The following is a 14,540-nucleotide window of genomic DNA, read 5'->3' as shown; positions in this document are numbered from 1 at the left end:
CTGCAATCCTCTCAGAACCATGCCGCGCCGATCGTTGCGTTAGATTGCATGCCGATCGACGACACATCCCCCGATCGGGGGATGCTTGGCTCTGCTTATCGAGAGATACCCGCGGCAAGCCGTATGATGTCCTTTTGGCTCGTCGTTCCCGTCTTGGTGAAGATCGATTTCAGCTGCGAACGGATCGTTTCGCGTTTGACGCCGGCACTTCGGGCTATTTCTGTGATGCTCTGGCCGCCCACGATCCCGGAAAACACCCGTGTTTCGGCCAGGGAAAGTCCATGGGACGCTGCGACCTCCAGAAGGGTCGGCTTCAGGTTGCCGCGCGCGTCGCCGATCAAAATGGCGACCATCGGTCCCGCAAAAAACTGCAGAACTCGGCTTCCGCCAAACCGTATGAAGCGCATACCGGGTTGCGGCGCGTAAGTGACCTCTGTCGTCTGCCCGGAGCGGCCGTGATTAAACATGGCCTGCAATGACGTCTGCAGATCACGATCCTGGAATCGTATCCGACCCATCACATCGAGGCCAACCGGCTCACCGGCAGCAAGCACCTGTTGGCCTGCAGCCGAAGCCCTCACCACTCTCAGATCGTCATTGACGACAATCAGTCCCAGACCGCTGGCATCGCCGACGCCTTCCCCGAGATCCAGTGCTGCGGCGTGGAACTCACCCGAGCGATAATAACGAAACGCCCGCTTCAAATGTGGCGCGATCTGCGTGAGCGTGTCGGCGCGGGCAAGGTTGCGGTCAACATCCTTGTCGTCTGTCAGCGTGCTCAGCAGGAAGTAGCAGGCGTTGTCCCTGTGCAGGGTCAGGCCGAGGCCGGTCTCAAGTCCGTTGCGGCGAATGTAGTCATTATAATATTCACTTCGATTGAATTCGTCGCGGGACACAATCGCTTCACCGATGATACCCCTGCCGATTGGAGTTACAGCGACCTTTCTCATCCACGGATTGAGATTGCTGTAGTAGCTCTCATAGTCGCCCAGAGCCTTCTCGCGACCCTCCGATCCGGATACGTAGGCCATGGCCCCGGCGTTCGCGCGCATGTCATGAAAGAACAGGGTGGAAAGCGCCCCGGGAGAGGCGCCGTTCAGTTCGTCCAGAAAGCTCTGCCAGCTTGTTTCCCCCAGTAGCGCCGCATAGATCGTCGCAACCAGTTCATCTGTCCGTCCTTCCACACCTCTCAAATCTTCTACCCTCCGCAGAAGCGTGTTGCGCTCTGGGTTCCTGACGCCCAACGCAGCGATCACGCGAACAGTTCGTCAAAGTCACGCCAGATTCGCGACTTTACTTTAAATTGAAATAAGGTGTGGTCGACAATCAAATTGACGAGGGCCAGACGATCGAACGGGATCGCGCGTGTCAGCAAGATTCGTTGTCTTCAAGGAGGCGGCATACGGCGCATCTGCTTGCTGAACGGCTCCCCGGCAGCACGGGGCTAAACTCGTCGCGCAACCAGATGCCTGATCCCAAGCCGGACGCCCACAAGGCGATTGCCAAGGTGGGCCCCTGCTGGGCAGTTCGCGGCTTCAACTCCCGGAAAAAAACGGCAGGGGCGCGTTTGCGCCCCTGCCTTGGTGGTCCGTGGTTCCCGCCTGCAGCCGGGATGACCGGCATAGGCCGGTGCTATTCGACAATGGCCGCCTGTTCGGTTTCCGTGGGCAGGTCGGTGCCCGGCTCGGTCGGTTGCTCGACGACGTCTGTCGGTTGTTCGACGTCCGGCTCGGTCGGTTGCTCGACGACATCTGTCGGCTGTTCGACGTCGGGTTCGGTCGGCTGCTCGACGACGTTTGTCGGTTGCTCGGTGTCCGGTTCGGTCGGCTGCTCCACGACGTCCGTCGGCTGCTCGGGGTCCGGCTCGGTGACCACATCCGTTGGCTGTCGGGATGCCAGTTCCTCGCGCACCTGGTCGATCTTGCCGACCGAGGGGCCGACGCCGAGAACGCCCTTCGCCCAGTCCATCACTTGCGGATCGACAACCGCCGGTTCGCCCGGAAGCGCCGTATTGATGTTCTTGTTGGTGGCCGAAAGCAGGGCGGCGCTCAGGGCCTCGTCGCTCAGCGCCGGATCGACCGGCACGGCGTCAACGCCGTTTACCAGCTCGAATTGTGCATAGGCCGTCACATAGGCGCGGATTGCGGCCATGCGCGGATCCTGCGAATTCATGTAGGCGTGGTAGTTGCGCTTCAGCGAATTCAGGCTGCCAAGCTTGGCCGACAGCGGTTTTTCCGCCGGCGCCTGTTTCAGCTTGGCGGTCGTCGTGGTGGGGCTTGTCGCCTTCCCGACCGACTTGGACGGTTTGGATTTTTCCACCGACGCCAGCTTGGTCTTTCCCTTGGCGTCATCTTTGCCGAAGAGCTTGCCGAACGCCCTGGCGATCGGATCCTTCTTTTCCTTGGTGTCGGCCCTTGCGTGCGCGGTTTCGGACTTGCCACGGGCGGAAGTGTTCTTGCTGCCGCTCTTTTCGCCGCCGCGGCCCTTGTCGCTACCGCCGCTCTTGTCGCTGCCGCCGCTCTTGTCGCTGCCGCCGCTTTTAGAGCCGCCATTGCCGCCGCTTTTACCGCCGCCATTACCGCCACCATTACCACCACCATTACCACCACCGTTGCCGTTCTTGGCGAAGGCGGATGTGGTTGTGAGCTTGGACGGATCCTTCAGGTCGAGACCGACCGGCACGGCGGCAAGCGTCGTCGAGATGCAGGCCGCGAGGGCGAGGTTACTGATTCTGCGCATGGCGCATTCCTCCGAATCATGGTGTTGCACGCCCCGGTGGCATTGGAGCGGCATTTGTTGCCGAATTTGTGGCGGGCCGATGCGGTGCGCGCTGCCCGTGACGAATCGAAGCCTGCTCCCTGAACCGCGACCAACTCGATAATATGAAACTGTTAATTTTAGCGATCTCGAAGTTAGTAAATCCGCAAGGAAGAAAGGCAGTCGACGCAAGCTGCGGTCGCGACGACACCGGCGCTGCGAGGCTTCCGCCAGAACGCGGAAAAAGGTTGCCGAAGGCCGCGCTAATCTGAGACAATCGCAAGTGGGAGATCCCGGCGCCCAGGCGCGCCTTCAGGACGCATCCCGGTATCCTGTTGAAGCATCGCTGATCCTGCCGTCCCGCAATGCCGGAGCGGCGGACAGTCGGCATTCCAGTTGTTTTGCAAACGCGAAGCCAGGAGGCCTTCACATGGTCACGTGGAAACCCGATCCAAGCTTCTATCCCTCGCCGCGCATGGCGATGAAAGCCGCACCCGAGACGCTGGCCTATGTGGCCGCGTTCGACCCGAAGCGGGCCGTCCCGGACGAACTTGCCGTCGTCGACGTCGATCCGGCATCGTCGACCTACGGGCAGATCGTTCACACGGTTCCGATGCCCAATGTCGGCGACGAACTGCACCATTTCGGCTGGAACGCCTGCTCCTCCTGTCTCTGTCCCAACGCGCCGCATCCGCACGCCGAACGGCGCTACCTGGTGGTGCCGGGGCTGAAATCGTCGCGCATCCACATCCTCGACACCAAGCCTGACGGTCGCAGGCCGGCGATCGTCAAGGTGATCGAGCCGGGCGAGGTGGCCGAGCGGGCCGGCTACACGCGACCCCACACCATTCACTGCGGCCCGGAGGGCATCTATGTCGCAGCGCTCGGCAACCGCGAGGGAAAGGCGCCGGGCGGCGTCTTCCTGATGGATCACGAGACGTTCGAGGTCCGGGGACAATGGGAAATGGACCGCGGGCCGCAGGAGCTTTCCTATGATGTCTGGTGGCACCTCGGCCACGACACGCTCGTCACCAGCGAGTGGGGGACGCCCGACACCTTCGAAAACGGTCTCGTGCCGGAAATCCTGCTCGGTGCGAAATACGGGCGCCGGCTGCATTTCTGGGACCTGCACAAGCGCAAGCACCTGCAGACGATCGATCTCGGCGACAAGTACCAACTGGTGTTCGAGCTGCGTCCGGCGCACGACCCGACCAAGGCCTATGGCTTCGTCAATTCCGTGGTGTGCCTGGAGGACCTGTCCTCCTCGATCTGGGTCTGGCATCGCGACGGCGACAAGTGGGCGGTCACCAAGGTGATCGACATCCCCGCCGAGCCGGCCGATCCGGCACAGCTGCCGCCGATGCTGCAGGGCTTCAAGGCGGTGCCGCCGCTCGTCACCGACATCGACCTGTCGATGGACGACCGGTTTCTCTACGTCTCCTGCTGGGGCACCGGCGACCTGCTGCAGTATGACGTCTCCGATCCGTTCAAGCCGAAGCAGACGGGCAAGGTGCGGATCGGCGGCATCGTCTCGCGCGCATCCCATCCGGGCGCCAAGAACGGTGGCCTGAACGGCGGGCCGCAGATGGTGGAAATCAGCCGCGACGGTCGGCGCGTCTATTTCACCAACTCGCTCTACGGCGCAATCGACGAGCAGTTCTATCCCGACGGTGTCTCCGGCTGGATGGTCAAGCTCGACGCGGGGCCGGATGGCGGTATAGCCTTCGACGAAAAGTTCTTCGTCGAATGGCCGAAGTCGCATCGGCCGCACCAGGTTCGCCTGCAGGGCGGCGACTGCTCGTCGGACTCCTACTGCTACCCCTAGAGCATGTCTTCCGAAATTGGGAACCGGTTTCGGGACAAAGACATGCGAAAGAGCCTAGAGCGTGACAAGCGTATCTGCGCGACACACTTTAAAGCGAGAAGCTGGCGATGAACGTTCTGTGGCCATGGCTGCTGCTGGCGGGGCTCGGGGCCTTTCACGGCCTCAACCCGGCGATGGGCTGGCTTTTCGCCGTCGCGCTCGGCCTGCACCGGCAAAGCGCGGCGGCGGTGGTGGGGGCGGTGCCGGCCATCGCCCTTGGCCATGCGGCTTCGGTCGGCCTGGTCGTCGGAGCCGTGGTCATGGCGGGCCTGTTCGTCGACCCGACGTTGGTGCGGACGGCAACGGGAGCCGTCCTCGTTGGCTGGGCCGTCTGGCATTATCTATTCGGGCATCGCCAGCGCGTGCGCGTCGGCATGACGACGGGGCTGGCGGGGCTGGCGCTCTGGTCCTTCCTGATGGCGACCGCGCATGGCGCCGGGCTGATGGTGCTGCCGGCGCTGACGCCGATCTGCCTTGCGGCCTCGCCGTTGGCGGCCGCGGGCGGCGGAAGCACAGCGGCGATGCTGGCGGCAGTCGCCGTGCACACCGGCGCGATGCTTTGTGCCATGGGCCTGACCGCGCTTGCCGTCTACCGCTTCGTCGGGCTCGGCATCCTGCGCAGCGCCTGGGTCAATGTCGATGCCGTCTGGAGCGCGGTGCTGCTGCTGACGGGGGCGATGCTGATTCTATGGTAGCCGCGACGGCCACCGCTACCCGACCACCCAGGCAATATAGATGAGTGCGGCTGCGATCACCCAGAGGGCGATCCGGCCCGAGCGGCTGTAGCGAGCCTCGGACTTGCCGATCGCCTCCGCCGTGGCTGCGTCGAAGCGCAGGCCGCTCTCGGCCATGGCGGTGAGGTCGCGGGAGAATTTTTCGGTCTTGGCGGCGATCTCGGGTGCGGCCTCGGCCAGCCGCAGAGCGGCATGCGCGCCTTCGCGCAGGTCGGCGAGGATGCGCTTTGGCCCGAGATTGTCGCGGATCCAGCCGCCGACGACAGGCTCCGACGCCTTCCACATGTTGAAGCGCGGGTTCAGCGTGCGCGCCACGCCCTCGACGACGACCATCGTCTTCTGCAGCATGACGAGCTCGGTGCGCGTCTCCATGTCGAACAGTTCCGTCACCTCGAAGAGGAGCGTCAGCAGCTTCGCCATCGAGATCGTTTCGGCCGGCTGGCCGTGGATCGGCTCGCCGATCGCGCGGATCGCCTGCGCAAAGCTCGACACGTCGTGGCGCGCGGGCACGTAGCCGGCCTCGAAATGCACGTTGGCCACCCGCACATAGTCGCGGGTGATGAAGCCGAAGAGGATTTCGGCGAGGAAGCGGCGCTCCTTGTGCCCGAGCCGGCCGACGATGCCCATGTCGACGGCGACGATATGGCCTTGCGCATCGACGAACAGATTGCCTTGGTGCATGTCGGCATGGAAGAAGCCATCGCGCAGCGTGTGGCGCAGGAAGGACTGGATCAGCGTGTCGGCGAGCGCGTCGAGGTTGTGGCCGGCGGCGCGCAGTCCTTCGATGTCCGACATCTTCACGCCGTCGATCCATTCCATGGTGACGACGTCGCGCCCTGTGCGCTCCCAGTCGACAACAGGTACGCGGAAGCCGGGATCGTCCTTCGTGTTTTCGCCAAGCTCCGAGATGGCGGCGGCCTCCAGCCGCAGATCCATCTCGACGCGCGTCGTCTGCTCGAGCGTGCGCGTCACCTCGACAGGCTTCAGCCGTCGCGTCTGCGGCAGGAAGCGCTCCTGCAGGTGCGAGGCGGCGTACATCGCCTGAAGGTCGTGGGTGAAGCGCTGGCGCACGCCGGGGCGAATGACCTTGACAGCGACGCGACGCTCGCCGGTCGCGTCGCGGACGGTCGCTGGATGCACCTGGGCGATCGAGGCGGCGGCGATCGGTTCGCCGAAGCTTACATAGAGGTCGGAAACCGGACGGCCGAGCGAGCCCTCGACGGTGGCGACGGCGTCCGCCATCGGGAAGGTCGCCATGCGGTCCTGTAGCGCCGAAAGGTCGTCGGCGATGGCGACGCCGACCACGTCCGGCCGGGTGGCGAGAAACTGACCCATCTTGACGTAGGACGGGCCGAGCCGTTCGATCGCGTGCGCGAGCCGGGCGCTGCGGCCTTCCTTGGTCGAGCGGCGGCGGGCGAACAGGCCGGCGACCTTCGAGAGGAACCGCGCCGAGGGCGGCATTTCCTGTACCGGCAGCTCCGAGACAACGCCTTCGCGCAATAATACCCAGCCGACGCGGGCCAGGCGGAAATAGGCGGCAGGCGGGGTCATGCGCGGCCACCGCGGGCGTCGGAGGCGCGGATGCGCGCGCGGCGCGAGAGGAGCGAGGCGGTCGACGTGACGAAATCTGACCGCATCAGAGCTTCCAGCCGGAATGAAGGGCGGCGATGCCGCCGGTATAGTTGGTGAAGGAGACCCGCGAGAACCCGGCCTTGCGGATCATCTCGGCAAAGTCCTGCTGGTTCGGAAACTTGCGGATGGATTCGACCAGGTACTGGTAGGGCTCGGCCTCGCCGGTGATCATCTTGCCGAACTGCGGGATCGCCTTGAACGACCAGGCGTCGTAGAAGCGGTCGAGCAGCGGCACCTCGACTTCGGAGAATTCCAGCACGAGCAGCCGGCCGCCGCGCTTGAGCACGCGGTGGGCCTCCGAGAGGGCGACGTCGATGCGCGGCACGTTGCGGATGCCGAAGGCGATTGTGTAGGCGTCGAAGGAATTGGCCTCGAAGGGCAGTTCCTCGGCATTGGCCTCGACGAAATCGAGATTGGCGGAAAGCCCCTTCTTCGCCGCGCGATCGGCGCCGACGGCGAGCATCGAGCCGTTGATGTCGAGCACGGTGGCGTGCGCCAGCCGATCCGAGGCCTCGATGATGCGAAACGCGATGTCGCCGGTGCCGCCGGCGACGTCGAGCGTGCGGTAGGCCGGGTCCTTGCGCGGGTTGAGGGCGGCGATCATTGCGTCCTTCCAGGCCCGGTGCAGGCCGGCGGACATGATGTCGTTCATGATGTCGTATCGCTTGGCGACCTTGTGGAAGACGTCGTTGACGAGCGCCTGCTTCTCGCCCGCACCCACCTGGCGGAAACCGTAGGAAGTTTCCATGCCGCCATTCGCCGACGTGCGTTCCCGATCGCTCATGCCTGTCTCCACCTGATGCGCCGCCGGCGGTGTGCCGCTCGCGCCGCGGTTGCGCGCCGGCGCGATTTCGGCCTGCGGCATCGTCGCGCTGGTATATAGAATAAAGATGGGCGATAGGGAATTGCCGGGCTGCGGCAAATGCGCCGCACGGTTAAATCCCTTCAAGGAGCTGACGATGCCGGAATTGCCGGAGGTGGAGACGGTCAGGCGCGGGCTGGCGCCGGTGATGGAGGGGGCGGTGATCGCGCGCGCCGAGCTTAGGCGACCGGACCTGCGCTTTCCGTTTCCCGATCGTTTCGCCGAGGTCGTCACCGGGCGAAGGGTGCTCGCGCTTGGGCGACGGGCGAAGTATCTGCTGATCGATCTCGAGGGTGGCGATGTCATCATCGCCCATCTCGGCATGTCGGGCTCCTTCCGCGTGGTGGAGGAAAGGGGCGAGGCGGTGCCCGGCGATTTCCATGTGCCGCGCGGCAAGGACGAGCGGCACGACCATGTGGTGCTGCATCTTCAGGCCGAGGGTGGCCCGCGCCGTGTCATCTATAATGACCCGCGCCGCTTCGGATTCATGGATCTCGCCCGGCGCGAGGCGCTCACCGAACATCCCTATCTGCGCGATCTCGGCGAGGAGCCAACCGGCAACGCGCTCGACGCGCTCTATCTCGCCGCGCGCTTCCGCGGCAGGAGCCTGCCGTTGAAGGCGGCGCTGCTCGACCAGAAGACGATCGCCGGCCTCGGCAATATCTATGTGTGCGAGGCGCTGTGGCGGGCGCATCTGTCGCCGGAGCGGGCCGCAGGCACGCTGGTGACGGCGGCGGGCAAGCCGAGAAAGGAACTCTCGCTCTTGACGGAGGCGATCCGCGCGGTGATCGCCGAGGCAATCGAGGCGGGCGGTTCGACGCTCCGCGACCACATCCGCGCCGACGGCTCGCTCGGCTACTTCCAGCACTCGTTTTCGGTCTACGATCGGGAGGGGCAAGCCTGCCGCACGCTCGGCTGCAAGGGCACCATCGGCCGCATCGTCCAGAGCGGGCGCTCGACATTCCAGTGTGCGGCCTGCCAGAAATAGCGTCTTGGTACGGACAAAAGGCGGCTCGGTTGGGCGGCAGTCGTGCCGCCCGGCCAAAAGTGCAGAAAAGCCCGAATTCTGAATCGGTCCAGCGCGTATGCCGGTGTGGCATTTCTTCAATTTGCGCGTTGACGTGCCTGCCAATTCCCGCTATACGCCGGCCACAGTTTTGGAAAGCCCCTTCCAAGGTTTTCCGATATTGCTCCCGAATTGCTTGAATGACAGGTCGCAGTGACCCGGCACGGCGAAGGCGGAGTTTGTGTCTGGTATCTGAAGAGAGGCATCCATGGCCAATACCACTTCGGCGAAGAAGGCGACCCGCAAGATCGCTCGCCGCACCGCAGTCAACAAGGCTCGCCGTTCGCGCGTCCGCACCTTCGTCCGTCAGGTCGAGGAGGCAATCGCCTCCGGCGATGCTGCCGCGGCCGCTGCGGCGCTGAAGGCAGCCCAGCCGGAATTGATGCGCGCCGCCACGAAGGGCGTGCTGCATTCCAACACCGCTTCGCGCAAGGTTTCGCGACTCGCCAACCGCGTGAAGGCCCTCTCGGCCTGATATCACAGCGCGAGCTATGCAAATTTGGAGGAGCCCGGCGGATTCGCCGGGCTTTTTCTTTGCCTTTTTGTCGCCGCTATGGTTAACGTGCAAAGCTGCTCCATGTCAGCGTGATGACAGAAGAAATGCTTTAAAAACAATAGCTTGCACGAGGATGTTGGTTGCGATGCCACCTGAGGTGGGGGCAATTGCGGCGGCTTATGAGTCAAGCGAATAATTATTTTTTTTGATTCGCGCAGTCGTTGAAACCCCGGAAAAATCAAAGCCATTGATTCATAACAGATTCTTCGAAACGCCCGGTTTCCTGAGTCAAATTGCGTCACCAGAGTCAACGGCCACGGCTTAATTTTGCGTAAAATAGGGCATTGATTCTACCGTTTGATCCTGCCTAAATGCCTTCCACAGGGGGCGCACACGCAAGCATATAGAAACGCCAAACACTGCTCGTTCGGGTGGTGGGGGACGGTTCGACCCTGTAGCGGAGTGCATAGCTCCGTCTCATCTGACACCGGAAGCAGCTGACCGGCCGCCGCGCAAAGGGGGCCGGAACGGTAATTTTTTGCCGTCCAACAGCTGTGTCCGGTGGAGCCGCGAGGACGGCAGCCACGAGGAGGCCGGATGAGGGAATGCCGCGCGCGATCGGTACGAGGAGTTCGCGTCGTGGAAGGGCAGTTTGGACGGCGCGACCGATGGCCGCGACCGCTGGATCTGCCCAAAAAATGTTGGCCGCGTCCGGCAGTGGGGGCGACGCGACCGGCAATAACCGAGACCGCCTGCCGATGGCTCCGGCAGAGGCGGTGGAGGATGGACATTAAAGGGTGCCGGCATGACTTGCCGGCGCATCGACTGAACTTGAAAGGCGGCAAAATGCAAACGAACACGGCTACGTCTGTAGGTGCATTCGGAAACGGGGATCACGCACTTAATGCAATCGCGGAAGGAAGCGATAAGCCAGGGGACAAGTCCGAGACCAAGCATGACGCCCTCTTTGAGCGGGTCAGCGCGCGCCTCAAGGCGCAGGTCGGCCAGGATGTCTATGCCAGCTGGTTCGGCCGGCTGAAGCTTCACTCCCAGTCCAAGAGCGTCGTGCGGCTGTCCGTGCCGACGACCTTCCTCAAATCCTGGATCAACAACCGCTATCTCGACCTCATCACCTCGCTCTTCCAGCAGGAAGACGCGGAAATCCTGAAGGTTGAAATCCTGGTCCGTACCGCGATGCGTGGCACCCGCCCCGGCGCGGAGGAGGTTGCGACGGCAACCGAAGTCGCGCCGGCCGTCCAGCCGCGCCGCGCCGCCGGTCCGCAGCCGATCGCCCAGGTCGCCGCCGGTATCACGCCGCCGGCCGCGCCGCAGCGCCAGCCGACGCAAGCCGGCACGCTCTTCGGGTCGCCGCTCGACCCGCGCTACACGTTCGATGGCTTCGTCGAGGGTTCGTCCAACCGGGTGGCGCTCGCCGCTGCCAAGACGATCGCGGAAGCCGGCGCCGGTGCCGTGCGGTTCAATCCGCTGTTCATCCATTCCAGCGTCGGCCTCGGCAAGACCCATCTCCTGCAGGCGATCGCCAATGCGGCCCTTTCGAGCGCCCGCAGCCCGCGCGTCGTCTACCTGACCGCCGAATACTTCATGTGGCGCTTTGCCACCGCGATCCGCGACAACGACGCGCTGTCGCTGAAGGAGACGCTGCGCAACATCGACCTGCTGGTCATCGACGACATGCAGTTCCTGCAGGGCAATTCGATCCAGAACGAGTTCTGTCACCTGCTCAACATGCTGCTCGATTCTGCCAAGCAGGTCGTCGTCGCGGCCGATCGGGCACCCTGGGAACTGGAATCGCTCGACCCGCGCGTGCGCTCCCGCCTGCAGGGCGGCGTGGCGATCGAAATGGAGGCGCCGGACTACGAGATGCGTCTTGATATCCTCAAGCGTCGCCTCGAAGTCGCCCGCCAGGAGGACGCATCGCTCGACATCCCGGCCGACATCCTCAGCCATGTCGCCCGCAACATCACCGCGAGCGGCCGCGAGCTTGAGGGAGCCTTCAACCAGCTCCTGTTCCGCCGCACCTTCGAGCCGCAGCTGACAGTCGAGCGCGTCGACGAGCTGCTGGCGCATCTGGTTGCCGCCGGCGAGCCGCGCCGGGTGCGCATCGAGGACATCCAGCGGGTCGTCGCCAAGCACTACAACGTCTCGCGCCAGGAACTGGTGTCGAGCCGGCGCACGCGCGTCGTCGTGATGCCGCGCCAGATCGCCATGTATCTGTCGAAGACCTTGACGCCGCGCTCCTTCCCGGAGATCGGCCGGCGTTTCGGCGGTCGTGACCACACGACGGTGCTGCACGCCGTGCGCAAGATCGAGGATCTGATCGCTGGCGACACCAAGCTCAGCCACGAGATCGAGCTGCTGAAGCGCCTGATCAACGAATAAGTCGGAGCCCGCCTGGGGGTGCGGCCCTTGAGCCCGGGGAGTACGAGGCCCCGGGCTTCTTTTTGCCTATTGCTTGCATAGCCGGCTAAAAGCGCGGAGAGTGGAGCCCTTCTGGGCTGGTCGCCGCGTTTTCGATTTCTTTGGCTTGTCGCACGTCTCGTCCCAAACCGGCTGCACTTTCGGCGGCATGCCTTGGCACCGGAGGTCTGCGCGCGAATCTGGCTGTTGTTTGCTGTCGCCTGCGACGGACGCGGGTCGCAGCAACCGGGCGCAATCGCTTGCGCCCGGGCTGGTGGGAACCGTTACGCCCTCGTCTCACCAGACGGGGCGGCCGCCAGCGGTCAAACGCCTGCGTTATAGGCGGCCAGCGCCGCCATGTTGACGATGTCGCTATCCTTTGCGCCCATCGAGACGATCTGGACCGGCTTGTCGAGGCCGACCAGCAGCGGGCCGATCACGGTCGAGCCGCCGAGTTCCTGCAGCATCTTGGTCGAGATCGATGCGGAGTGGAACGCCGGCATGACCAGCACGTTGCCAGGCCCGGAGAGGCGGCAGAACGGATACTGCTCCATGATCTTCGGGTTCAGTGCCACGTCGGCGGCCATTTCGCCGTCGAATTCGAAGTCGACGCGGCGCTTGTCGAGGATCTTCACCGCTTCGCGCACACGCTCGGAACGCTCGCCCGTCGGGTGGCCGAAGGTCGAATAGGCGAGCATGGCGACGCGCGGCTCGTAGCCGAGCTTGCGGGCAAGGCCGGCGGCCTCCTCGGCGATGTCGGCCAGTTCCTCCGCCGAGGGCATGTCGTGCACGGCGGTGTCGGCGACCAGGACGGTGCGGCCGCGGCAGAGCGCCAGCGAGGCGCCGATCACGCGGTGGCCGGGCTTGGGGTCGATGCAGCGACGCACGTCCTCGAGCGCGGTGGAGTAGTTGCGCGTCAGCCCGGTGACCATCCCGTCCGCATCGCCGAGCGCCACCATGCAGGCGGCGAAATGGTTGCGGTCGTTGTTGATCAGCCGCTGAGCGTCGCGGAAGAGGTAGCCCTTCCGCTGCAGGCGGGCGTAGAGGTAGTCGGTATAGGCGTCATTGCGCTTGGAGATGCGGGCGTTGAGCAGTTCGATCCCCGGCCGGTCGAGAACGATGCCGGCCTTTTCGGCGACGCTGCGCATGCGATCCTCGCGGCCGAGCAGGATGGCGGTACCGAGCTGCTGGTTGGCGTAGGAGACGGCCGCCCGCATCATCTGCTCTTCCTCGCCCTCGGCGAAGACGACGCGCTTCGGATGCCGGCGCACGCGGGCGTAGATGTTCTGCAGGGTCGAGGCGATCGGATCGCGTCGTGCCTTCAGCTCGCGCGCATAGGCGTCGAGGTCGAGCAGCGGCCGGCGGGCGACGCCCGTGTCCATCGCAGCCTTCGCCACGGCGACGGGAATGGCCGAGATCAGGCGCGGGTCGAACGGAACCGGGATGATGTATTGCGCGCCGAAGCGCGGGCGGTTGCCCTGATAGGCGGCGGCGACGTCGTCGGGCACGTCCTGCTTGGCCAGGCTCGCCAGCGCCTCGGCCGCGGCGATCTTCATCGCGTCATTGATCGTCGTGGCGCGCACGTCGAGTGCGCCGCGGAAGATATAGGGGAAGCCGAGGACGTTGTTGACCTGGTTCGGATAGTCCGACCGTCCCGTTGCGACGATGGCGTCGTTGCGGATGCGGGCGACCTCTTCCGGGGTGATCTCCGGATCGGGGTTGGCCATGGCGAAGATGATCGGCTGCGGCGCCATCGACTTCACCATCTCCGCCGTCAGCGCCCCCTTGGCCGACAGGCCGAAGAACACGTCGGCGCCCTCCAGCGCCTCTTTCAGGCTGCGGCGGTCGGTCTTGACCGCATGCGCCGACTTCCACTGGTTCATGCCTTCTTCGCGGCCCTGGTAGATGACGCCCTTGGTGTCGCAGAGGATGACGTTGTCCGGGGTGAAGCCCATCGCCTTGATCAGCTCGATGCAGGCGATCGCCGCCGCTCCGGCGCCGTTGCAGACGAGCTTCGTCGTCTTGAAGTCGCGCCCCGTCAGCGCCAGCGCGTTGATCAGGCCGGCAGCGGCGATGATGGCGGTGCCGTGCTGGTCGTCGTGGAAGACCGGGATGTCCATCAGCTCGCGCAGTCGCTGCTCGATGATGAAGCAGTCCGGCGCCTTGATGTCCTCGAGGTTGATGCCGCCGAAGGAGGGGCCGAGATAGCGGACGCAGTTGATGAACTCGTCGACGTTCTCGGTGTCGACCTCGAGATCGATCGAATCGACGTCGGCGAAGCGCTTGAAGAGGACGGACTTGCCTTCCATCACCGGCTTGGAGGCGAGTGCGCCGAGATTGCCGAGGCCGAGGATCGCCGTGCCGTTGGAGATGACGGCGACCATGTTGCCACGCGTCGTGTAGTCATAGGCCCGCGAGGGATCTTCGGCGATCGCCTTGACTGGAGCGGCGACGCCCGGCGAATAGGCAAGCGACAGGTCGCGCTGCGTCGCCATCGGTTTGGTCGGCGTGATTTCCAGCTTTCCGGGCCGGCCATGGACGTGAAAATCCAGTGCTTCCTGATCGGTTACGCTCGCAACTGCCCGTTTCGTCTTGCTGGTGTCCGCCATCGGTCTCCCCATGTCTTGAAGTAAGCTCCTGTGGGAAGCGTGCGTGCGACACCCCTCAGGTGTTGTGTTCTATAGCGACCCGCGGCTAGGGTGACACTTCTT

General features: G+C 64.4%; 10 protein-coding genes. 5 read left to right on the top strand and 5 right to left on the bottom strand.

Translation table 11 applies throughout. From position 1 onward, the window contains the following. Nucleotides 1-95: 95 nt before the first annotated feature. On the bottom strand, nt 96-1,184 hold the full coding sequence (locus J2Y48_RS01595) for a helix-turn-helix transcriptional regulator (protein ID WP_310411685.1): 1,089 nt from the start codon (nt 1,182-1,184) through the stop codon (nt 96-98). Between the two features lie 448 nt (nt 1,185-1,632). After that, nucleotides 1,633-2,739, bottom strand: a complete 1,107-nt coding sequence (locus tag J2Y48_RS01590; RefSeq protein ID WP_310411681.1) for a hypothetical protein — start codon at nt 2,737-2,739, stop codon at nt 1,633-1,635. Nucleotides 2,740-3,187: 448 nt separating this feature from the next. On the opposite strand from J2Y48_RS01590, the gene J2Y48_RS01585 reads away from it, so the two are divergent. Next, nucleotides 3,188-4,582 carry a selenium-binding family protein gene (locus J2Y48_RS01585; RefSeq protein WP_310411679.1) on the top strand — a complete coding sequence of 465 codons (1,395 nt, stop codon included), beginning with the start codon at nt 3,188-3,190 and terminating at the stop codon, nt 4,580-4,582. A gap of 107 nt (nt 4,583-4,689) precedes the next feature. Then, the gene (locus tag J2Y48_RS01580; RefSeq protein WP_310411676.1) at nt 4,690-5,316 is read left to right on the top strand and encodes a hypothetical protein; all 627 of its coding nucleotides are present in this window, start codon (nt 4,690-4,692) and stop codon (nt 5,314-5,316) included. A gap of 15 nt (nt 5,317-5,331) precedes the next feature. On the opposite strand, the gene ubiB is transcribed toward J2Y48_RS01580, so the two are convergent. Next, nucleotides 5,332-6,906, bottom strand: coding sequence for a 2-polyprenylphenol 6-hydroxylase (gene ubiB / locus J2Y48_RS01575; RefSeq protein WP_310411673.1), 1,575 nt, complete (start codon nt 6,904-6,906; stop codon nt 5,332-5,334). Between the two features lie 85 nt (nt 6,907-6,991). Continuing rightward, complete coding sequence (gene ubiE / locus J2Y48_RS01570) at nt 6,992-7,771, bottom strand: bifunctional demethylmenaquinone methyltransferase/2-methoxy-6-polyprenyl-1,4-benzoquinol methylase UbiE (RefSeq protein WP_310411671.1); 780 nt, start codon at nt 7,769-7,771, stop codon at nt 6,992-6,994. A 175-nt stretch (nt 7,772-7,946) separates the two neighbouring features. On the opposite strand from ubiE, the gene mutM reads away from it, so the two are divergent. The 3 genes from mutM (at nt 7,947) to dnaA (ending at nt 11,811) form a co-directional block, all read left to right on the top strand. Then, complete coding sequence (gene mutM, locus J2Y48_RS01565) at nt 7,947-8,837, top strand: bifunctional DNA-formamidopyrimidine glycosylase/DNA-(apurinic or apyrimidinic site) lyase (protein WP_310411668.1); 891 nt, start codon at nt 7,947-7,949, stop codon at nt 8,835-8,837. 286 nt (nt 8,838-9,123) lie between these two features. Then, a complete protein-coding gene (gene rpsT / locus J2Y48_RS01560) occupies nt 9,124-9,390 on the top strand; it encodes a 30S ribosomal protein S20 (RefSeq protein WP_310411665.1) in 267 nt (88 codons plus the stop codon). Nucleotides 9,391-10,257: 867 nt separating this feature from the next. Further along, nucleotides 10,258-11,811, top strand: coding sequence for a chromosomal replication initiator protein DnaA (gene dnaA, locus J2Y48_RS01555; protein ID WP_310411662.1), 1,554 nt, complete (start codon nt 10,258-10,260; stop codon nt 11,809-11,811). A 341-nt stretch (nt 11,812-12,152) separates the two neighbouring features. On the opposite strand, the gene J2Y48_RS01550 is transcribed toward dnaA, so the two are convergent. Continuing rightward, on the bottom strand, nt 12,153-14,438 hold the full coding sequence (locus J2Y48_RS01550) for an NADP-dependent malic enzyme (RefSeq protein ID WP_310411659.1): 2,286 nt from the start codon (nt 14,436-14,438) through the stop codon (nt 12,153-12,155). Nucleotides 14,439-14,540: the final 102 nt, after the last annotated feature.

The sequence above is a fragment of the Mycoplana sp. BE70 genome (assembly GCF_031455855.1).
Taxonomy (GTDB): domain Bacteria; phylum Pseudomonadota; class Alphaproteobacteria; order Rhizobiales; family Rhizobiaceae; genus Mycoplana.
Note: the sequence above shows the minus strand (reverse complement) of the source record. Positions and strands in the feature narration are given on the sequence as shown.

What these genes read in the sequence shown, in the direction of transcription:
- J2Y48_RS01590 (WP_310411681.1), bottom strand. Translation starts at nt 2,739, where the DNA reads ATGCGCAGAATCAGTAACCTCGCCCTCGCGGCCTGCATCTCGACGACG.
- J2Y48_RS01585 (WP_310411679.1), top strand. Translation starts at nt 3,188, where the DNA reads ATGGTCACGTGGAAACCCGATCCAAGCTTCTATCCCTCGCCGCGCATG.
- J2Y48_RS01580 (WP_310411676.1), top strand. Translation starts at nt 4,690, where the DNA reads ATGAACGTTCTGTGGCCATGGCTGCTGCTGGCGGGGCTCGGGGCCTTT.
- ubiB (WP_310411673.1), bottom strand. Translation starts at nt 6,906, where the DNA reads ATGACCCCGCCTGCCGCCTATTTCCGCCTGGCCCGCGTCGGCTGGGTA.
- ubiE (WP_310411671.1), bottom strand. Translation starts at nt 7,771, where the DNA reads ATGAGCGATCGGGAACGCACGTCGGCGAATGGCGGCATGGAAACTTCC.
- mutM (WP_310411668.1), top strand. Translation starts at nt 7,947, where the DNA reads ATGCCGGAATTGCCGGAGGTGGAGACGGTCAGGCGCGGGCTGGCGCCG.
- rpsT (WP_310411665.1), top strand. Translation starts at nt 9,124, where the DNA reads ATGGCCAATACCACTTCGGCGAAGAAGGCGACCCGCAAGATCGCTCGC.
- dnaA (WP_310411662.1), top strand. Translation starts at nt 10,258, where the DNA reads ATGCAAACGAACACGGCTACGTCTGTAGGTGCATTCGGAAACGGGGAT.
- J2Y48_RS01550 (WP_310411659.1), bottom strand. Translation starts at nt 14,438, where the DNA reads ATGGCGGACACCAGCAAGACGAAACGGGCAGTTGCGAGCGTAACCGAT.